General features: G+C 43.7%; 23 protein-coding genes. 20 read left to right on the plus strand and 3 right to left on the minus strand.

Translation table 11 applies throughout. From position 1 onward, the window contains the following. The first annotated feature begins 97 nt into the window (after positions 1-97). The 4 genes from ABD734_RS07200 (at position 98) to deoB (ending at position 3,260) form a co-directional block, all read left to right on the plus strand. On the plus strand, positions 98-652 hold the full coding sequence (locus ABD734_RS07200; protein WP_344702906.1) for an NUDIX hydrolase: 555 nt from the start codon (positions 98-100) through the stop codon (positions 650-652). 75 nt (positions 653-727) lie between these two features. After that, complete coding sequence (gene fur, locus ABD734_RS07205; RefSeq protein ID WP_344702908.1) at positions 728-1,180, plus strand: ferric iron uptake transcriptional regulator; 453 nt, start codon at positions 728-730, stop codon at positions 1,178-1,180. After that, a complete protein-coding gene (gene xerD, locus ABD734_RS07210; RefSeq protein WP_344702910.1) occupies positions 1,177-2,067 on the plus strand; it encodes a site-specific tyrosine recombinase XerD in 891 nt (296 codons plus the stop codon). The genes fur and xerD overlap by 4 nt, the downstream gene beginning before the upstream one ends. 8 nt (positions 2,068-2,075) lie before the next feature. Further along, positions 2,076-3,260: a phosphopentomutase gene (gene deoB / locus ABD734_RS07215; RefSeq protein ID WP_344702912.1), complete on the plus strand. Its 1,185-nt coding sequence runs from the start codon at positions 2,076-2,078 to the stop codon at positions 3,258-3,260. A 79-nt stretch (positions 3,261-3,339) separates the two neighbouring features. Here deoB and ABD734_RS07220 read toward each other — a convergent pair whose 3' ends face one another. Then, the gene (locus tag ABD734_RS07220) at positions 3,340-3,867 is read right to left on the minus strand and encodes a DUF309 domain-containing protein (RefSeq protein WP_344702914.1); all 528 of its coding nucleotides are present in this window, start codon (positions 3,865-3,867) and stop codon (positions 3,340-3,342) included. Positions 3,868-3,898: 31 nt separating this feature from the next. Here ABD734_RS07220 and ABD734_RS07225 point away from each other — a divergent pair, with 31 nt between their 5' ends. From ABD734_RS07225 to ABD734_RS07265, 9 genes are all read left to right on the plus strand, one after another. After that, positions 3,899-4,612, plus strand: a complete 714-nt coding sequence (locus tag ABD734_RS07225; protein ID WP_344702916.1) for a segregation and condensation protein A — start codon at positions 3,899-3,901, stop codon at positions 4,610-4,612. Further along, positions 4,612-5,145: an SMC-Scp complex subunit ScpB gene (scpB, locus tag ABD734_RS07230; protein WP_344702918.1), complete on the plus strand. Its 534-nt coding sequence runs from the start codon at positions 4,612-4,614 to the stop codon at positions 5,143-5,145. The genes ABD734_RS07225 and scpB overlap by 1 nt, the downstream gene beginning before the upstream one ends. Continuing rightward, positions 5,145-5,870 (plus strand): pseudouridine synthase, encoded by a 726-nt coding sequence (locus ABD734_RS07235; RefSeq protein WP_344702920.1) that lies wholly within the window; start codon positions 5,145-5,147, stop codon positions 5,868-5,870. Before scpB ends, ABD734_RS07235 begins: the two co-directional genes overlap by 1 nt. Before the next feature lie 87 nt (positions 5,871-5,957). Beyond that, the gene (locus tag ABD734_RS07240) at positions 5,958-6,488 is read left to right on the plus strand and encodes a redoxin domain-containing protein (RefSeq protein WP_344702922.1); all 531 of its coding nucleotides are present in this window, start codon (positions 5,958-5,960) and stop codon (positions 6,486-6,488) included. Positions 6,489-6,500: 12 nt separating this feature from the next. Further along, positions 6,501-8,132, plus strand: coding sequence for a cytochrome c biogenesis ResB family protein (locus ABD734_RS07245; RefSeq protein ID WP_344702924.1), 1,632 nt, complete (start codon positions 6,501-6,503; stop codon positions 8,130-8,132). 5 nt (positions 8,133-8,137) lie between these two features. Further along, entirely contained in the window at positions 8,138-9,337 is a 1,200-nt protein-coding gene (gene ccsB / locus ABD734_RS07250) for a c-type cytochrome biogenesis protein CcsB (protein WP_344702926.1), read from the plus strand. 18 nt (positions 9,338-9,355) lie between these two features. Next, positions 9,356-10,024, plus strand: a complete 669-nt coding sequence (locus ABD734_RS07255) for a response regulator transcription factor (protein WP_344702928.1) — start codon at positions 9,356-9,358, stop codon at positions 10,022-10,024. Between the two features lie 107 nt (positions 10,025-10,131). Beyond that, positions 10,132-11,682 (plus strand): HAMP domain-containing sensor histidine kinase, encoded by a 1,551-nt coding sequence (locus ABD734_RS07260; RefSeq protein ID WP_344702930.1) that lies wholly within the window; start codon positions 10,132-10,134, stop codon positions 11,680-11,682. A 5-nt stretch (positions 11,683-11,687) separates the two neighbouring features. Beyond that, entirely contained in the window at positions 11,688-12,236 is a 549-nt protein-coding gene (locus tag ABD734_RS07265; RefSeq protein WP_344702932.1) for an ECF transporter S component, read from the plus strand. Between the two features lie 51 nt (positions 12,237-12,287). On the opposite strand, the gene ABD734_RS07270 is transcribed toward ABD734_RS07265, so the two are convergent. Continuing rightward, positions 12,288-12,512, minus strand: coding sequence for a 4Fe-4S domain-containing protein (locus ABD734_RS07270; RefSeq protein ID WP_344703096.1), 225 nt, complete (start codon positions 12,510-12,512; stop codon positions 12,288-12,290). A gap of 218 nt (positions 12,513-12,730) precedes the next feature. Here ABD734_RS07270 and ABD734_RS07275 point away from each other — a divergent pair, with 218 nt between their 5' ends. Next, entirely contained in the window at positions 12,731-13,762 is a 1,032-nt protein-coding gene (locus ABD734_RS07275) for a LysM peptidoglycan-binding domain-containing protein (RefSeq protein ID WP_344702934.1), read from the plus strand. A 13-nt stretch (positions 13,763-13,775) separates the two neighbouring features. Continuing rightward, positions 13,776-14,753 carry a YpdA family putative bacillithiol disulfide reductase gene (locus tag ABD734_RS07280; RefSeq protein WP_344702936.1) on the plus strand — a complete coding sequence of 326 codons (978 nt, stop codon included), beginning with the start codon at positions 13,776-13,778 and terminating at the stop codon, positions 14,751-14,753. 94 nt (positions 14,754-14,847) lie between these two features. Here the strand turns inward: ABD734_RS07280 and ABD734_RS07285 are convergent, their stop codons facing one another. Next, on the minus strand, positions 14,848-15,813 hold the full coding sequence (locus tag ABD734_RS07285; RefSeq protein WP_344702940.1) for an asparaginase: 966 nt from the start codon (positions 15,811-15,813) through the stop codon (positions 14,848-14,850). A gap of 71 nt (positions 15,814-15,884) precedes the next feature. On the opposite strand from ABD734_RS07285, the gene cmk reads away from it, so the two are divergent. From cmk to ABD734_RS07310, 5 genes are all read left to right on the plus strand, one after another. Beyond that, positions 15,885-16,538 (plus strand): (d)CMP kinase, encoded by a 654-nt coding sequence (gene cmk, locus ABD734_RS07290; RefSeq protein ID WP_344702942.1) that lies wholly within the window; start codon positions 15,885-15,887, stop codon positions 16,536-16,538. Positions 16,539-16,542: 4 nt separating this feature from the next. Then, positions 16,543-17,127 (plus strand): lysophospholipid acyltransferase family protein, encoded by a 585-nt coding sequence (locus tag ABD734_RS07295; protein WP_344702945.1) that lies wholly within the window; start codon positions 16,543-16,545, stop codon positions 17,125-17,127. A 63-nt stretch (positions 17,128-17,190) separates the two neighbouring features. Beyond that, a complete protein-coding gene (rpsA, locus tag ABD734_RS07300) occupies positions 17,191-18,447 on the plus strand; it encodes a 30S ribosomal protein S1 (RefSeq protein WP_344702948.1) in 1,257 nt (418 codons plus the stop codon). A 100-nt stretch (positions 18,448-18,547) separates the two neighbouring features. Next, on the plus strand, positions 18,548-19,858 hold the full coding sequence (der, locus tag ABD734_RS07305; RefSeq protein ID WP_344702950.1) for a ribosome biogenesis GTPase Der: 1,311 nt from the start codon (positions 18,548-18,550) through the stop codon (positions 19,856-19,858). Positions 19,859-19,874: 16 nt separating this feature from the next. Then, the gene (locus ABD734_RS07310; protein WP_344702952.1) at positions 19,875-20,933 is read left to right on the plus strand and encodes an NAD(P)H-dependent glycerol-3-phosphate dehydrogenase; all 1,059 of its coding nucleotides are present in this window, start codon (positions 19,875-19,877) and stop codon (positions 20,931-20,933) included. Positions 20,934-20,951: the final 18 nt, after the last annotated feature.

Genomic DNA, 20,951 nt, shown 5'->3' on the forward strand with positions numbered 1-20,951 from the left:
TGCCTTTATTCATACGTCTGAAAACTATATGGCAGGCCATACGTGTGTTAATATAAACATATGGTTTTAAAAGAACTCAATAATGGAGCGTAATGAAATGGATAATGACCAACAATATGATCACCTTAAAGAAAAACTGATTTCAAGCGAACGAATTTTTGACGGCAAAGTAATTAAAGTGGACCACAGTCGGGTGAAATTGCCGAACGGCGCCGAAGCTGATAGGGAGATCGTCTATCATAAGGGTGCGGTATGTCTGATTGCGGTACAGGACAACCAGATGCTGTTTGTCAGACAATACAGGGTCTCAACGGAAGAATTCCTGCTCGAAATCCCGGCAGGCAAAATCGAGGAAGGCGAAGCACCTATTGAAACGGCTAGAAAAGAGCTGAGGGAGGAAGTTGGCGGGACCGCCGGGGAACTGAAAAAAATTCAGTCTTTCTATGTGTCTCCTGGATTTTCCAATGAATATGTCCATCTTTATGAAGCGGCAGATGTATCCTTCAAGCCGCAGAAACTGGACGATGATGAATTCCTCGACATTGTGAAGATCGATCTCGATCAACTGAGGGTGGAACTCGAAAGTGGGGCATTCAAAGATGCCAAAACAATCGTCGCAGTTCAACATGTGTTGGCCACCCACAATTTATAATCATTTTAAACACCTTTAAAATTTTATACAAATCCGTTATAATGTCTGTGATTATATTACAAAGTGGGTGAACCCGTGGAAAATAGGATTCAAAGAATCAAAGAGACACTGCAGGGTGCCCAATACAAACTGACCCCTCAGAGGGAAGTCACGGTGCGGGTCCTGCTCGAAAATGAAAGGGATCATCTGAGTGCAGAGGATGTCTTTCTTAAAGTGAAAGATAAATACCCGGAAATCGGCTTGGCGACCGTCTATCGTACATTGGAACTTCTAAGTGAGCTGAAAGTGCTCGATAAGATCAATTTCGGGGACGGGGTCAGCCGTTATGACCTCCGCAAAGAAGGGGCTGAACACTTCCATCACCATCTTGTCTGCATGGAATGTGGCGCAGTTGAGGAAATTGAAGAAGACCTGCTTGGCGACGTGGAGAAGATAGTTGAGAATGATTATAACTTTAAAGTTCTGGACCATCGCTTGACCTTCCACGGCGTATGCCGGGATTGTCAGGAAAGAAGCCGAAAAAAATGAATTTCGACGCATACATCGATGAATATCTCCTCTTTCTGAGAGTGGAAAAAGGTCTGAGCCAATCTTCAATCGAATCTTACCATCAAGATCTTAAAAAATATCAGACTTATTTGAATGACTCCGCCATAGATGACTTGAATCGGCTCGACACCGAATTCCTGATTCAATTCCTCAAGATGTTGGATGGTCAAGGTAAAAGCGCCAAAACTTTATCGCGCATGCAGTCTACACTGAAAAACTTCCATCAGTTCCTGGTGAATGATGATATCACCGCACATAATCCGGCACTACGCCTCCAATCCATAAGGAAAGGCAAGACCTTACCTGTCTACTTGACTGTTGAAGAGATGGAAACACTACTATCCACTCCCGACGACTCGATTGCGGGCAGAAGGGACCGTGCCATGATGGAACTACTCTATGCTTCAGGGCTCCGGGTCAGTGAATTGATCGACATCAAGACAAATGATATCAATACGAATCTTGGCTTCATCCGCGTAAAAGGAAAAGGCGACAAGGAGCGTATCGTACCGATTACAGACTATGTAGGCGATCTTCTTGACTCACATATTTCATCAGGACGATTGTCATTACTTAAGGATAAGAATACCGATATACTTTTTTTGACGAATAGGGGAAAGGGCTTCACCCGCCAAGGACTATGGAAGACGATAAAGAAATATGAAGTGCTGAGCGGCATTGGAAAGAACATCACGCCGCATACCTTCAGGCATTCTTTCGCCACCCACCTTGTTGAGAATGGTGCTGACTTAAGAGCCGTGCAAGAGATGTTGGGGCATTCCGATATCAGCACCACTCAAATCTACGCACAAATTTCGACCGTAAAGATCAGGGAAATGTACAAACAATTCCATCCAAGAAAGTAGGAGATAGCATGTTTAAAAGAATACACCTGGTAGTACTTGATTCTGTTGGAATCGGAGCTCAGCATGATGCCAAAGATTTTGGGGATGAAGGGTCGCATACACTAAAACATACACTCGAGCAATATCCTGTAGAACTCCCAAACTTGGAAAAGTTCGGTCTGGGATGCATAGACGCATTGCCAGACATCGATTGCCCGGAGGATACTGAAGCATTCCACAGTAAAATGGATGAAGTATCACAAGGCAAGGACACTATGACAGGCCACTGGGAAATCGCCGGTCTTGATATCAAAAAACCCTTTAAAGTATACCCAGATGGTTTCCCTGAAGCTCTGCTGGATAGAATCCGGGAAGCAACAGGCCGTGACATTTTAGGGAACAAACCGGCAAGTGGTACGGATATCATAAAGGAATATGGCGAGCATCAATTGAAAACAGGCGACTTGATCATCTACACATCCAATGACCCCGTCCTTCAGATTGCGGCTCACGAAGATGTTGTGCCTCTTGAAGAACTCTACGAGATTTGTGAAAAGGTCAGGGCGATGACACTTGACCCGGATTTCCTGGTGGGCCGCATCATTGCAAGGCCATTTATCGGGGAGTCGAAACACGACTTCAAACGTACTGAAAACAGACACGACTACGCGCTTGAACCTTTCGGCAGAACTGTGCTGAACGCGCTTGATGATAATGGTAATGATGTAATCGCCATAGGCAAAATCAACGATATCTTCACAGGCTCCGGTGTGACAGATGCTGTCAGAACAAAGAATAATGAAGATGGCATCGATAAGCTGCTCGAAGTCATGGATCGTGATTTCACAGGTCTTTCTTTCCTCAATCTGGTTGATTTTGATGCACTCTATGGCCATAGGAGAGACTCAGAAGGCTACAGCAAAGCGTTGAAAGCTTTTGATGATAGGCTACCGGAAATCGTTTCCAGATTGGCGGCTGACGATCTGCTCATCATTACAGCTGACCACGGAAATGACCCTACGTTCAAAGGTACCGACCACACAAGGGAGTCAGTGCCTCTCCTGATTAAATCTGGAAAAGATATGAACTATAAAGCACTGCGCAATTCCGAGACTTTCAGCGACTTGGCAGCCACCATCGCCGAAAACTTCAACATTGAGTATAAAACGCATGGCAAAAGCCTGTTTGAAGAGATTGTCTCACATGCGAAATAAAAAGTTCACCTTCATTCTGATTGTCTTGGCGGCACTCGCATGGGGGATTGGATATTGGGTCATGGTGCTATAGAAAACATCACTTTTGATGTTTTCTTTTTTTAATGGCAGCGTTCCGGTCTGAAATTACATCCGAACGATCCCTGAGCCTATGCTTAAACACGATTCCTTCTTCCTGTACGAATCTATTTATGGCCATCTCCCTGAATGTCCCGATAGGAGTCGATGGATCCTGCATGGCGTGCAGGTGCGACCATGTCTCATCGGTGAGGGGGAATTGCAAGGGGGTGAAGGGTATGGTTTTAATATGCTTCTTTCTTTCGTGAATCATTGTGATAAGAATTTCAGTCATGCCTAAAGAAAAAAGGTCATATTCATGCGCATCATAAAGTGCGATGGCTCGGCTATAGGAACGTTCGGCCCCTGCTGTATTTCCTTGCCTGTAATGGTATTCTGCAACTGCTACCAAAATAAGAAAGACTTCCGGATCATGTTTAGTCAAGACAGGCTTCGATTTCCAGTGACTCTCCATGATTTCATGGCATTCGAAGTAATCTTGCTTTATAATGAGTTCGTTATAGAAATCTAAGAGTTGTGTACGTTCCATTGTGCCAGCTCCTAACAATTGAGGTTATTTTATGGATGGTTATAAAGTGCGCCTCGATGTATTCGAAGGGCCTCTCGATCTCCTTCTTCATCTGATCAAAGAATTGGAAATTGATATCTATGATATACCGATGAAGGTGCTCACCCGCCAGTATATGGAATACATTGAAGAAATGAAAGAACTTGAGATCAACGTCGCAAGCGAATATTTGCTTATGGCCAGTGAACTGCTGAAAATCAAGAGTCACACACTTCTTCCCGAACCCATATACGCTGAGGAACCGTTCGAAGATCCAAGAGAATCATTGATGGAGCAACTGATTGAATATCAAAATTTCAAACAATATGCAGAACAGCTTTCCATGATGAAGCAAGAGAGTGAACGCTTGTATATCAAGCCGCCAGAAGAGTATGAAGAAGTGGATGTGTCAGAAGACGAGATGGATGTTTCGATATCTGAACTCCTTGTCGCCTATCAAAAAGTACGGTCGAGGGTTGCATTAGATCAGCCAAAGAACATTGTCATCAACCATGAACGATACACACGTAAAATGGCCGAGTCGTTCATTGGCGCGCATTTCACAGATCGCGACTCACTTGCGTTTCATGAACTCTTCAACTTTGATGAATCAAGATCCAAAGTTGTAGCTGTATTCATAGTACTGTTGGACTACGTCAAGGAAGGCCAAATGAGGATATATAGGGTGCAGGGAGGAGATTATAAAATTGAGAGGCTGTTGGAGTAATGGAAAAAATTGAAATTATAGAAGGGCTGTTGTACATTGCAGGTGATATAGGCTTGGAAGAAGAACAACTGATCATGCATGTTCCCATTACTAAGGAACAATTGGAGAGAGTGACGGATAATTACGATAAACCGAATTTCATCATTCAAAAGCATGGGTACAAATACTTTCTAAAGACATCCCAAGCGATGGAGAAGTATGTAGAACGCGTACTCAGCGACCGCCCAAAACAGAAACTGTCACAAGCTGCGCTTGAAGTCCTATCCATAATTGCCTATAACCAACCCCTTTCAAGAGGGGATATTGAAGTGATGAGAGGAATCAATTCTGATGGGCCTGTCAGCACCTTGCTGAGTAAGGGGTTGATTGCCAAAAAGAACATACAAGATGCGCGGGCGGCCCATTTCATAACGACAGATTATTTTCTACAGCTTTTCGGATTGACCGATTTGGAAGAACTCCCTACACAAGCGGATATCTCAGAACAAGAAGAAATCGACTTATTTTTTGATAACATGAAGGAGGAAGAATAATGGAAGAAATGCGTCTACAAAAAGCAATTGCAAACAGTGGTTATACATCTAGGAGAAAGGCTGAGGACCTGATAAAGGAAGGGCGTGTCAAAGTCAATGGCAAGACAGTATCGGAACTCGGCAGTAAAGTGGTTGATTCCGATAAGATAGAGGTGGATGGCGTGCCACTTGAAACTGAGGAGAAAGTCTATATCCTCTATTACAAACCAGGTGGCGAAATTTCTGCCGTCGAAGATGACAGGCAGCGCAGAACAGTTACAGATGCCTTCCAGCAAATGGATGTCCGCCTATATCCTGTAGGGCGGCTCGATTATGATACTTCCGGTATCCTTCTGTTGACGAATGATGGAGAATTCACGCAGTACATGACGCATCCGAAATATGAAATGAGCAAAATATACAGGGTCAAAGTCGATGGCATCCTAAAGAGGGAACAGCAAAAAATGATGAGGGAAGGAATCAGACTCGATGATGGGCTGACAGCTCCTGCAAAACTTAAAGTCATTAGGGACAAGAATAATAAGAACATGATCCTTGAGCTCACCATACACGAAGGGCGTAACCGTCAAGTTAGACGGATGTTTGAACATTTCGGTCTCAACGTTGTGAAATTGACACGCATCAACTATGACTTTTTGACTTTGGATGGCCTGAGCGAAGGGGAGTATCGTTTCCTCAAGCCGCATGAAGTCAAAAAATTGATCGCCAATGCCAAATCCAGATAGAACAGAATTGTCATAATACTGTCATGTAGGCTTAAATTATATGATGCTATAATGGACATTATGTATAGGGATAGGTAGGTGAAATAAATGAAGAAGAGTACCAGGAACGTGCTCAGGGTCAGCATCATAATACTGATTACGCTACTTATCGGTATCACGCTGTGGTTCAATCTGACCTCAGGCACAAAAACTGTGAATGTCGGCGACGAAGCTACAGATTTCAAACTGTCGACACTGGAAGGTGAAACCATCCAACTTTCTGAATTAACTGCTGAAAAAGGTGTGATCCTGAACTTCTGGGGCACATGGTGCAAGCCGTGCCGTGAAGAAATGCCTGATATGAATGATTTTTACATAGATGGGCATGAAGATTATGAAATCATCGCAGTCAATGTCGGTGAGAATCAACAACAGATCAGACAATTCATTTCCGGTTTGGATGCAGAGCTGCAATTCCCTATAGCACTGGACAGCGAAAAAAGTGTAACCGATGCATATAACATCGGACCACTCCCTACAACCATCGCCGTCAATAAGGATGGAGTAGTGGTTAAAAAACAAGAATACCAATTGAATCATGAGGATATCGCCTCCTTCATAGAGGCTTCCATAGAATAGGATGGATTTAAAATGAAGCTCAAGGACATACGATGTGAATCATGTGGGCATGTCAATCCGCCCGGAACCCAACTTTGCCAGTCCTGCGGTAAAATGATCGACAATGATTATGACAAAGACAAAATCAAAGACTTGATGCGTTATGATGGCAGTGCCGTAAGGTCAAAAACCCGCTCTAAGAGTATATTTGATAAAATATGGATATTTTTCACCTCAATCAAAGTGGGTGTCAGCATCATACTCGCAATCGCGGTTGCAGCAGCGATCGGCACAATCTTCCCTCAGGAATATTTCATCCCAATGGGTGTAGATCCAGCGGAACATTATCAGGAAAACTACGGCTCTTTAGGGTATCTTTACTACTCTCTCGGCTTCCATAACCTCTATTCATCCTGGTGGTTCCTTATCCTAAATGGCATGCTTGCATTATCCATCATAGCTGCAAGCATAGACAGGGGAATACCGCTGTTTAAGTCGCTTAGGAATCAGAGAGTTAAAAAACACAGTACTTTCTTCAGAAGACAAAGGCTTTCTGCAACGGATGAAGATGCTGGTAAAGTGAAGAAATTGGTCGATGGTCTTGCCAAAAAAAGATATAAGGTGAGGGAAGAGGACGGAAATTATCTGCTTGAAAAGGGCAGACTCTCAAGATACGGCCCTTACATCAACCACACAGGCCTGATTCTGCTTCTTCTCGGTAGCATGCTAAGATTCTTCCCAGGGATGTATGTGGATGAAATTCTCTATATCAATGAGGGGGAGACCGAAGAAATCCCGACCACCGAAGGGCAGTATTATATTAAAAATGAAAAATTTACCATCGACACTTATGAGAAAGATGATGGTGAAGTCTTCCAAAAAGCATTGGCTGAAGGCTCGAGTGTCATTAGCAATTTCCAGACTGACATCACTTTTTATGAAAATAAAAGTGCCGACATAGTGGGTTCGGCACCGGATTTGGAAGCGATTGACGAGTCTAGCATCCAAGTGAACCATCCGTACCGCTTCGACTCTTATGACGTGTATCAGTCAAGTTATGATAATTCACAGATGAAATCGATGACTTTCAGACTCGAAGATGCTTCAGGTAATACTATCGGAGATAACTTTACAGTGAACCTCGAAAATCCGGAGTCGACTTTCCCGATCACGGAAGACATCAATGTAAATATGCGGGCTTACTCGCCTGATTTTCTCGAAGTCGCTGAGAATGGTACACTCATATCAGAGACTCCGGTCCCAAGAAACCCAGCATTTGTGTTTGAAGTTGCAGATGGAGATGACAGTGAGCTGAGCTTACTGCAAATAATGAACAGTACAGATATCACCGAAAATAACGAATACAGCGTTCGGTTCGTCGGTGCAGAAGAGCATATCGCGACTGTGCTCACGGTTAAAAAAGACCACACCATCCCATTGATTGCCACTGGATTCGTCATTTTCCTGATTGGACTCGCAATTGGCTCTTACATCAACCATAGGCGCATATGGATAAGGACTGATGATGGGCTGTTGATGGCTGCACATACCAATAAAAATTACTTCGGTATGAAAAAAGAATTGAACGAAGTGCTTGCATCCACCGGTATGGAACCCGTTTCCGATAAGTTGGATGTTGCGCAAACTGATAAAGACGAGGAGTAATATTTATGGCATCTCAATTAGTTACATTAAGCAGCACATTGCTATATGCGGCATTTCTGCTTTATCTGGTGGCACTGTTGCCCCTGGCAGCAAGCATCAAGTCAAAATCTAAAAAGCCAGAAAAAATCGCTCTTATAATGATCATTATAGGGTTTGCCATGCAACTATCCTATTTCATATTAAGATGGATTGCACAGGGTCACGCCCCAGTATCGAATATGTATGAATTCATTACAATGTTTGCAATCATGCTCATTGCAGGATATTTAATCACCTACTACTATTTCAGAAGTGCCTTATTCGGTCTTTTCGCATTACCGGTTTCCTTACTTCTGATGGCCTACGGCAGTATGTTCTCAAGAGATGTGGAGCCGCTTATACCTGCACTTCAGAGTAGTTGGCTTGCAATCCACGTCATCACGGTCACCTTGGCCTATGGTATACTATCGATGAGTGCAGTAGCTGGGTTGATTTATCTCTTAAAAGCAGTTCCGGCAACTGAAAAGTCATGGCAGGCAAGATTCCTTGAAGCTATTATGGCAGGTATTGTCATCGTCGTCACTTTCATCGCAACTACAATAATCATGCAGAACGTGATTGGTTACCAAGATGACTTCATCTATCAAGATAAGCAAGGCCAGACTCAAGTGGCCGAATATCATCTTCCGAGCCTGGTGAATTTTGAAGGTGCCGTGGCGGTTGAAAATGTTGGTGATAATAATTATGAAGAAGCAGAACACTTCCATAGTGGCCTAAACTTGCCACCGATCATTGATTCACAGAAACTCAATACAGTAATCTGGTCAGTGATTCTAGGTACGATCGTCTACGGTATCGTACGCCTGATTTTAAGAAAACGCATAATTGCAGCATTGAAGCCATGGTCCAATAAAGCAGATCTGAATTTGATGGATGAAATTGGTTATCGTTCAGTAATCATCGGTTTCCCAGTCTTCGCCCTCGGTGGCATATTCTTCGCCGCAATCTGGGCCCAGATTGCATGGAGCAGATTCTGGGGTTGGGATCCTAAGGAAACATGGGCTTTCATCACCTTTATGTTCTATACGATTTTCCTACACCTCAGGTTGAATAGGGGATATGAAGGGGAAAAATCCGCTTGGCTTGCGATCATCGGTTTCCTGTTGATACTCTTCAACTTGATTGCAATCAACTTACTTGTAGCAGGACTACACTCTTATGCATAAAATGGAAAGAGGGGTTGTATGACTGAAAGAATTCTCGTAGTAGATGATGAGGAGCGTATCAGAAAGCTCCTCAATATGTACCTTGTGCGCGAGGGATATGAAATTGTAGAAGCCGAAGACGGCGAAGCAGCTCTTGAAATTGCAATGGAGCAGGACTTTCACTGCATCCTTTTGGACCTTATGATGCCTAAAATGGATGGCATAGAAGTTGCTAAACGTCTTAGGGCCCAAAAATCTACACCTATCATCATGTTGACCGCCAAAGGTGAGGAAAATAACCGGGTTGAAGGGTTCGAGGTTGGAGCAGATGATTATATCGTCAAACCTTTTTCTCCACGTGAGGTCGTCTTACGTGTTAAGGCACTTCTCCGCCGCTCATCTGAGACAGCTTTCATAGAAGCTGATGCCACCGCTAAGGATGTCATCATCTATAATCATCTTGTGATTGATAATGACGCCCACAGGGTGCTCGCTGACGATGAAAAAGTAAACTTGACGCCCAAAGAGTATGAATTGCTGCTGTTCCTGGCACGCAGCCCCGATAAAGTCTTCGATAGGGAAGAATTGCTGAGGGAAGTGTGGCATTACGATTTCTATGGTGACTTAAGGACTGTTGATACCCATGTCAAGAGGTTACGCGAGAAACTCAACAAAGTTTCACCGGAAGCGAGNCAAAACTGTGGTTGACTATCATTCTGATAGTAACGACAGTTTTAATTTTATTATCCATCATACTGAGTCTCTATTTCCGTAATTATGTATTGAATTCCACCGAAACACTTCTTCAGGAGGAAGTGTCACGAGTCGAAGAAATGGTGCTTACTGAACATTATGTCGATAATCCAGATGAAATACTATTTAGGGAAGATAACCTCATCATCTATATGGATGGGACTGTCCTATCAGAGGAATCTGCCACTGATGAATTGATCTTTAAGGAAACGATTGCCAAAGAGGATGGGGGAAGCACAGTCATCCTAAACGATATATACGGCCATGACTATATGGTGAAAGTCTCCAATCTCAGTGATTATTTCGACAAGGACACAGCTATTCTGAAATACCGTGATCTGGAGGATATCAATGAATCGATGCGTGCAGTGACAACCATAATCATTGCAAGTGCTTTTGTATTGTTCATCATCACCACCTTATTCGCCTTCTTTCTGATAAACCGATTGACGAGGCCTCTTATAAACCTTAAGAATGCAGCATTCAGAACAGCAAAAGGAGACTATAATACACTTCAAGTCAAAAGCCGCGATGAATTGGGTGAGCTTACCCTTGCATTCAACAAAATGAATGACGACATCAGACATAATGTATCGGAAATCACCCATGAGAAAAATTTACGTGAACAAATATTCACCTATATGAATGAAGGTGTATTATACTTCAATCGTACTGCCGAACTGATCTACAGCAACCATAAAGGGAATGAAATGCATCATATATTCCAGAGTACGGAAGCGGGCAGTATACGCTTCAACGATGCCATCAAGGAAGTGGCAGATAAGCGTGAATCCACCATCGAAAGGGTAGAGCTGCAGCATCGTCATTTCCAACTGTCGTACACCCCGGTGAAAGAGGGTGAGACAGTTTACGGAGTGATACTTCTCATACGGGATATAACTGAAGAAGTGGGTGCTGAGAAAATGCGCTCTGAATTCATTGCCAACGTATCACATGAACTCAAAACCCCAATGGTCATGCTAAGCGGCTATTCCGAGGCACTCCTCGACGACATTGTGACAGAGCCGCATGAGATCAAAGAAATGATCGGTATCATCAAAGATGAATCAGATCGCATGAATACAATGGTCAATGAATTGATTACAATTGCCCGCATGGACAGTCGTTCCGACTTCTTCGACATCGTGGATAATGACTTTAATCTGTTGCTTGAAAAACTAAAAAGCCGCTTCAGACATGAGATGAATGAAAATGGCATAAAATTCTCGTTGAATTCAATGGACGGACCTCTGGTTTTCCAATTTGATTACGACAAATTGAGCCAAGTGATGACCAATCTCCTGGACAATGCCATCCGCTATACTTCAATGGGAGATGAGATCAACGTGGATGTATCATCATCACCACATTCAGTGACGATCGAGATCCAGGACACGGGTACAGGAATCAAACCGGAGCATCAGGCTAGAATCTTCGAACGTTTCTATAAGGTTGATGAATCACGGACCAGGGGTCAGCACGGTACTGGATTAGGCCTCTATATCGTCAAAAGTATCATTGAAAGGCATAAAGGCACCATTGAACTGGAAAGTAGATTCGGGTCAGGCACTACATTCCGCATTACACTGCCAAAAATTACTGGAGAGGATTGATAAAAGTGAGAAGGTCACGTCTGGAGAAGCTGATCATCATAAGTATCTTGGCAGCCTTATCCTTCATACTCATGCTTGTACAGTTTCCGATACCCCTTATACCGCCTTTTTTGACTGTAGATTTTTCTGATATTCCCGCCTTCATAGGCTTCATGCTTTTTGGAGGTGTTGCAGGGTCTCTTGTGATTTTGATGAAGATTATATTGTATGGACTGCTCATGGCCAGTGAACCGATTGGACCTTTAGCAAATCTTCTCGCCTCATTTTCGCTTTTGCTCCCCGTATACTTCGTCTACAGTAAATATAAGACCAGAAAATCATTGATTTTAGGGTTCGTTTTAGGGATCACTACATTGACAGTGGCCATGGCTGTGTTGAATTATTTCGTCCTGCTGCCCATGTACGGCCTGATTATCGATCAGCGTGATCTTATAGAGAATATACGTGCAATAATTACTGCCGGAATCATTCCCTTCAATATCATAAAAGGCATATTGGTTGGTCTTGTAGCCTATCTGGTGTATACGAAAGTGATTCCAAAACTGAGGAACTGAGGAAATGAAGAAATCACCTTGATCTGTCAGATCAAGGTGATTTAAATATCATTACTCATATTTCAAAGGATCACCATCAAATGGTTCATCTTCAACTTTTATGGAATCCGTCGGGCATCCATCAAAGGCATCTTCCATATCTTCGAGCAACTCTTCCGGAACCGCTGCTGTTCCTTTATTGTCATCCAAGATGACATAGGCGATGCCGTCATCATCATAGTCATATATATCAGGTGCTGCCGCGCCACATGCACCACATGCAATACAAGTATCCATATCTACAATAGTATATTTTTTTCCGCTCAACACTTTCACCTCTTAACCGTTTCATTCTTTATCATTCTAATTCTAATTACACCATATTTCAATTAAATTAAATATTTGGCCTAATAATACAACCATGGTCGTATTAGGCCACAGACCAGCTCTTTAAATTAAAATGAAAACATATTATACTTACATTGAGAAATATTGAAGTTCTGAGGAGAATGTATATGAAAGACGATTTCTATAAAGATATAAACCATAAGCGGACCCCCGATGAAAAGAAGGATGGAAAGCAGGAAAATGGACATAATGAAAAAAAAGATGCACCCCGATTAAGCCGTGCTGAGCGTCATAAACAAAAAAATAAAACTGATGCAAAAACCAAGCGGCAACCACTTGGAAAAACTATCGGCAACTACATCAACCGCGAAAGTATAGACAAACAGAAAACATTCTTCCTAGATAAATTTTCTTCCTATAAAGAAAGATTCAGAGATGAAATCAATGTCTCTAAAAAGAAATTTGGAGAGTTGAAAAGAAAACGTCCAAATGTCCCTAAAAATAAAAAGCAAGATGAGAATACGCATAATGAGCGCCGCCTATGGCCCATCATTGTGGCTGGTGTCTTCATACTGCCCATAACCATTGCCCTCGGCATTATGATCACAAGCAACTTCTGGCCTGATGACCCGTCAACCCAGATAGCTGATCAATCAGAAGAAAACAGCGAAGAGACTGCGCCTGAGGCACGTAAAGAATTGGAAAAGAAAAAGACACAAAAAGAAAAAGAGGTTGCCCAGGCCCAAAAAAGTGAAAATGAAGATGATGGGCAAAGTGAAGAAAAGAAAGATGACTTGGGCACAGGCACATCGGACTTCTCCTACTCAGAAGAACAGCAGTCTGAACTCGATGACGCCGCTGATGCAGCGATAGAAGAAAAAGAATCAGGGAATGCCAGCGACACCCCGGACAGCCCGGTCACACCACCGGAAGAGGAGTCTCTCGAGCAACCTGAAGAAGCGACACAGGAAACAGATGAAGAACAGTCTTCCGTAGAAGAATCGGCACAGGAAACTGAGCAGGGGCAATCAGGTTCAATCGGCACTTATACAGTAAGGCCCGATGATAACCTGTACCGCATTGCACTCAGATTTTATGGCGATAATAGCCAGGAAAATATAGATAAAATACTCGAGGCCAATGGCATTAATGATTACAGAGAATTATCGGTCGGTCAGGAACTGACCATACCCGAATAGAAAGGTGTAGAACATGAAACAGATTGACACGATTATAATAGGAGCTGGGCCCTGCGGCCTTTCCGCAGCCATAGAGCTGCACAAGCAAGACATGGATTACCTGGTCATAGAGAAGGGGAATGTCGTTGAAGCGATCTACAACTATCCGACACATCAAACATTCTTCTCGTCCAGTGAGAAGTTATCCATCGGGGATTTCCCGTTCATTACCGAGCAGCACAAACCCCAGCGGAATCAGGCACTCGTCTATTATCGGGAAGCAGTTAAACACTTCAATTTGAAGATCAATACTTATGAAGAGGTGACTTCAGGGCGTAAATCTGGAGACCAGTTCATTCTTGAGACCTCCAAAGGACAGTATGTATGTAATCATCTCATCGTCGCTACAGGCTATTATGGCCAGCCGAATCATCTTGATATACCAGGTGAGGATAAGCAAAAGGTGTTTCACTATTTTAAAGAGGCACATCCATTCTTCAATCAGAAAGTACTGGTGATCGGCGGGAAGAATTCTAGTGTTGACGCTGCCATCGAACTCGAGAAGGCAGGTGCTGAGGTCACGGTCGTCTATCGGCGCGATGCGTATTCGAAAAGTGTAAAGCCATGGATCTTACCGCAATTCGATTCACTCGTTAAGAATGACATGATCGATATGCATTTCAGTACTGAAGTAGTGGACATCAAAGATCAGAGCGTGGTGCTTGAGAAGAATGGGGAAACATTCGAACTGCCCAACGATTTTGTCTTTGCGATGATCGGCTATCATCCAGACTATCGCTTCCTGAGCTCATTTGGCGTTGAGTTGAATGAGAATGAATATGGTACTGCTCCTAACCATGACCCGAACACCATGGAAACGAATATTCCAAATTTATATATTGCCGGTGTCATAGCAGCTGGCAATGACGCAAATACGATTTTTATAGAAAATGGCCGTTTCCACGGTAAAATAATTGCTGATGAAATCGCAAAACAGCATTCAGAACGATAGGTTAAAATTTGTTGAAATAATAATAAAACAACTTGGAAATCCTGAATTCAATGGATTTCCAAGTTGTTTTTCTGTAACATCAGCATGCTGGCTGTCAATGCCTGAATACTTCTTCCAGGGCCTCATGGCCATAATCATTACATAGCGCAAGCAATAATTTTATGCGTGCTTTCTGCCCGTTTAGACCATTCGAGAAAATCACGCCCCTTTGTTTCAAATCATGGCCGCCTCCTTCGTAGTCATAATAGCTTCCGACGATACCGTTAAAGGAGCGGGAGACTAGAATGACCGGAATGTCCGCATCAAGTGCAGATTGGAGGCCTTCCAATGCTGTTGGTGGAATATTGCCTTGACCGAGTGCTTCCAGAACCAGGCCATCGTATCCAGCATCCACCAATGCTTTAAAGAATGTATCATCCAGATCTGCATGGGCTTTGATGAGTGCTACCCTTTTGCCTAAATCGACGGAATTGAATTGATCTTGCTTGTTGATGTAGTGATGGTAATGGATGTCGTCCTTTGTCAAGAAGCCGATGGGGCCATGGTTCGGACTCTGGAATGTCGCAATATTTGATGTATGGGTCTTCGTCACATTACGGGCTGTGTGGATTTCATCATTGAAGACGACAAGTACACCCCTCGCAGCAGATTCCGGGGTCATCGCAGTCTTCAGGCTTGATATATAGTTATATAATCCATCAGACCCTATTTCATTTGAGGACCGCATTGCCCCTGTGATGACGACAGGTTGATCGATATCAAGCGTGAGATCTAAAAAGTAGGCCGTCTCCTCTAAAGTATCGGTGCCGTGGGTAATGACGAACCCATCATGCCTGCCGTCATCCTGTAGAATGATGTCACGGATTATCATCATATCTTCTAGAGTCATATGCGGCGATGGCTTCTGCACCGGGTAGATTTCATCCAACACAATCCCAAGTGCGCCTGCACCATCCGTCTCCATCCTGAGTGGATTTTCAGAAGTTGGAGTGACGATGCCATCTGTTGATGACATGCTGATGGTGCCGCCAGTATGTATCGCTAAAATTTTATTCTGCACATGACTTCCTCCTAAACGAATTTATAAATCTATGATAGAATATACTGGAACAATGAACAAGGCGGGTTTATATGAAAAATAAAATTAATATCGCAATTGACGGCCCTGCGGCGGCAGGCAAGAGTACCATTTCAAAACGTGTTGCCAAAAAATTAGGCTACATATATATCGATACAGGTGCAATGTACCGCGCCATTACACTTCATGTTATAAGACATGGCGATGCAGTATTGGATCATCTAGAAGATGTGGACATACGGTTTGGTGCTTCTGGCACATCTGTATTCCTGAACGGGGAAGACGTTTCCCAAGACATCCGTAGCCAAGAAGTGACCCAACGTGTCAGTGAGGTCTCTAGTCAGCACCAGGTGCGCTCTTACCTCGTTTCAATGCAGAGGAAAATCGCAGAAGAAAAAGGTGTGGTGATGGATGGAAGGGACATAGGATCTACCGTTCTGCCCGAGGCTGAGTTGAAAGTCTATATGAAAGCTTCCGCTGAAATCAGAGCCAAGCGCCGCCTGGAGGAAGAAGAAGCGCGTGGAGTCAAGATTGACATCGACACCTTGACTGAGCAGATCATCCGCCGGGATGCCCTTGATATGAACAGGGAGATTTCGCCGTTGGTCAAAGCACCAGATGCGGTGCTTTTGGATTCCAGTTATATGAGCATCGATGAAGTTGAGGATAAAATCATAAAGCTGGCAGAAGACCTGATTAGGAGTTGAAGAGATGTTTTACAATGTAGTCAAATCTTTGGTGAAAGGCTTTTACTATTCCCGTTTCAAGGTAAGGGTAATTGGAGAAGACAGGATACCTGCTACAGGTCCGGTTCTGATATGCAGCAACCACTCTTCAGAATACGACCCTCCCCTCATAGCCATCAATGTAAAGCGAGAGATGTCGTTTTTCGCCAAATCTGAATTATTCAAGATACCTGTGCTCGGTTTTCTGATCAGCCATTTGAATGCTATTCCAGTCGATCGAGGAAAAGGGGACAGGGCAGCGTTGAAGAAATCTGTCGAGAAACTGAAGGAAGGCAATATGCTCCTCATCTTCCCTGAAGGGGGCAGAAACAAATCCGGCACTTTGAAAGATCTTCAACAGGGTGCCAGTTTCATGGCAGTCAAATCCGGAGCTGCCATTGTACCCGCGGCAATCAAAGGCAACTATGACAGAAAAAAGGGGATTACACTTGTTTTTGGCAAGCCGATCGATACGAAAGCACTAACGGAAGAAGGTAAAAACCGTAAGGAAATTACTGAAATCCTCAGGGAAGATATCAACAATCTTCTGATTTCAGAGACAATCACTTGACAAATTGTGATATTTATAAGAAGTTAGAGGTATACTTTTTAGTAATGTAATGGAGGCAGGCACATGACGACAGATAATTTTAAAGAACAAGAGAACAACGAAGAAGTAAACGAAACACAAGTGGACGAAGTGACAGAAGGCAACGTAGAAACAACCGACAGTCTTCCTGAAGAGAACACAACAGATTCTGTAGGTACATTCGAAGTTGGTGACGTTGTCAAAGGCACCGTCTACAAAGTAGAAGACAAATTTGTCAAAGCACACATTGAAGATTCTGATTTTGAAGGCATCGTACCAATCAGCCAGTTGACCAACAAGAGGATTGAACGCCCTGAAGAAATCGTGTCGGAAGAAGACACTATCGAGGGTGTCGTCATCAAGGTGGAAAACGAAGAAGATCGCAAGAATGTCATTTTCTCAATCAGGAAACTGGATGAGGCGAATGCCTACGAAAAATTGCAGGAAGCCAAAGACAATGATGAGACGATTACCGGGAAGGTCATGGAAGTCGTCAAAGCAGGTCTTGTCGTCGATGTGGGAGTCAGAGGATTTATACCAGCTTCTCTTCTGTCAGACGCTTATATTGAAGATCTCGATCAATTCGAAGGACAGGACCTTGAAGTCAAGGTTGAAGATATCGAATCTGAAAAGAATCGTGTCATCCTAAACCGTAAGCGCATCGTAGAATCTGAAAAGGCCGAAGAACGCAAAAAGCAACTTGAATCACTGGAGGCGGGAAGTATCGTCGAAGGTGAAGTAGTGCGCATCACTACATTCGGTGCTTTCATTAATCTGGGCGATGTTGATGGACTCGCACACATTTCTGAGCTGGATTACAGCAGAGTCGAAAAAGTCGAAGATGCAGTTAACATCGGCGACAAAGTCCAAGTGAAGATACTCGACGTTGACCCTGAGCAGGAAAGGATCAGCCTATCCCTTAAACAGGCAAAAGCTAGTCCTTTCGATTCCTTCATTGAAGAACATTCAGAAGGGGAAGTGCTTGAAGGGGAAGTTAAACGCCTCGTCGATTTCGGTGCTTTCGTAGAAGTAACTCCAGGAGTAGAGGGTCTCGTACACGTTTCTGAGATCAGCCACGAACACGTAGCGACTCCTTCCGATGTTCTAAAAGAAGGTCAGACCGTATCAGTCAAAATCCTTTCCCTGGACGAAGATTCCGAAAAAGTATCATTGTCCATCAAAGAAACATCGGAAAAGCCTGCTCGCGATCCTGAGCCAAAAGTCTATCGTGACGATACAGACGATGACGCACCAACACTAGGTGATGTATTCGGAGATCGTTTCAAAGATCTTGATATCTAAACGTTCAAAATAATATTGGATACGACCAGATAAAGAGCGATACCATCGCTCTTTATTTTTATTTTTGTGTTAAAATAAGCTTAAATATAGGAGGTTACTTATGTATAAACCGACAATTGCCGTAGTAGGTAGGCCCAACGTTGGGAAATCCACATTATTCAACAGAATAATAGGCGAAAGAAAAGCAATAGTTGAAGATACTCCCGGCGTTACAAGAGACCGTCTTTACGCTACAGGCGACTGGTTAAACTATGAATTCAACGTCATTGATACCGGAGGGATAGAGATCAAAGACGAACCCTTCCAGGAACAGATTAAAATGCAGGCGGAAATAGCCATTTTAGAGGCGGACGTCATAATGATGATCGTCAATGGCAGGGAAGGTGTTACGAATGACGACCTTTTCGTAGCCCGCATTTTGCAGCAGTCCAAAAAACCCGTTGTTTTGGCGGTCAATAAAATCGATAACTTCGAAATGAGAAGCGATATATACGAGTTCTACGAGCTTGGTCTCGGTGACCCCTACCCGGTTTCTGGCTCACATGGCCTTGGATTGGGTGATGTTCTCGACCAGGCGGTAGAGCATTTTAAAAATATTGAAACCGACGTGGCGGAAGATGACTCTGTCCGGGTCTCATTGATAGGGCGGCCGAACGTCGGCAAATCAAGCCTTGTGAATGCTATTCTTGGAGAAGAACGTGTCATCGTTTCCGACGTGGCAGGTACAACTAGGGATGCGATTGACACCGACTACCATTATGATGGAGAACATTATAAACTGGTTGACACTGCCGGAATGAGAAAACGTGGCAAGGTTTACGAGGCTACAGAAAAATATTCTGTTCTTCGTGCCAATCGTGCCATTGAGAGATCTGATGTTGTCCTTGTCATATTGGACGGGGAAGAGGGCATAATCGAGCAGGATAAACGCATAGCCGGATTGGCTCATGAAGCGGGACGAGCTATACTGATTGTCGTCAATAAGTGGGATGCAGTGAAAAAGGACGATAATACTATGAAGAAGTTTGAAGATCAGGTGAGACAGGAATTCCAATTCCTTGACTATGCACCAGTAGCTTTCGTATCAGCCCTTAAAGGATCACGGTTACCCACGCTATTCCCACTCATCCGACTGGCTAATGAATCCCATAAGAAGAGGGTGCAATCAAGCACACTCAATGAAGTGCTGGTCGATAGTGTGAGCATGAACCCCACTCCGACAGATAAAGGCCGCAGATTGAACATTTTCTATGGTACCCAAGTCAGTGTCGGACCACCTACTTTTGTACTTTTCGTCAATGACGTAGAACTGATGCATTTCAGTTATCGTAGATATTTGGAGAACCAGCTGAGGAAGGCTTTTGATTTTACGGGTTCCCCGATCCACATCATCAGCAGAAAAAGAAATTAGGAGGTTTGATTGACTTATGAAAATTTCATTGATCGGTACCGGCAGTTTCGGCACCAGTTTATCATTGGTACTTGCAGATAACGGCCACGATGTCATCATCTATGGCCGGAACAGCGAAGTCGTTGAAGAAATTAATACAAAACACACCAATTCTTCATATCTGAAGGAAGTAGAACTCCCTTCAAGCATCAAGGCAACTGTGGATTTAAACGAGGCATTGACCCATGCACAACTGGTGGTTTTGGCTGTTCCTGTCAAGGCTATACGGCTTGTCACTCGGGATATGCATAAGCTGTTGGAATCTTTGGGTAAGAAAGTTCAAATAGTGCATGTCGCCAAAGGACTCGAACTCGGCACCCATCTTAGAGTATCTGAAGTCATTGCTGAGGAAACCACTGCTGATACCGTTAAAGATATTTCAGTACTGAGTGGCCCGAGCCATGCGGAAGAAGTTGCCAAAAGATCACCTACGACCGTTAGTGTGGCATCTGCGCAGCCGGAATATGCTAAAATCGTCCAGGATGTCTTCATGAACAACTATTTTAGAGTCTACGATAATGATGATATGGTGGGTGTTGAAATCGGTGGTGCCCTAAAGAACATCATTGCCCTTTCCATAGGCGTCATCCATGGGTTGGGATTTGGCGACAACGCGAAAGCTGCAGTCATCACACGCGGACTTCAGGAGATTGCCCGCCTCGGGACACGTATGGGTGCTGATCCACTCACATTTACAGGGCTTGCTGGCATGGGGGACCTCATCGTCACAGCAACAAGCATGCACTCCAGGAACTATAGATGTGGCATAATGCTGTCTGAGGGCAAGAGTGTAGAGCAAGCCCAAGAAGAGATGAACATGGTCGTTGAAGGCGTCAATACGACACGTGCCGCTTATGAACTTGCTGCAGAATACGAAGTCGAGATGCCGATAACAAAAGTGCTTTATCAGTTCCTATTTGAAGAAATGAGCGAAGAAGAGGCGATTTATGCCCTGATGCTCCGTGAGAGGACTGGAGAGACAGATAAGCTGAAAGAAGTTATGGGAAAACAAAACAAAGAATGGACTAGAGAGTGATCAAATGTTTGATATATC

The sequence above is a fragment of the Salinicoccus jeotgali genome (genome assembly GCF_039538805.1).
Taxonomy (GTDB): domain Bacteria; phylum Bacillota; class Bacilli; order Staphylococcales; family Salinicoccaceae; genus Salinicoccus; species Salinicoccus jeotgali.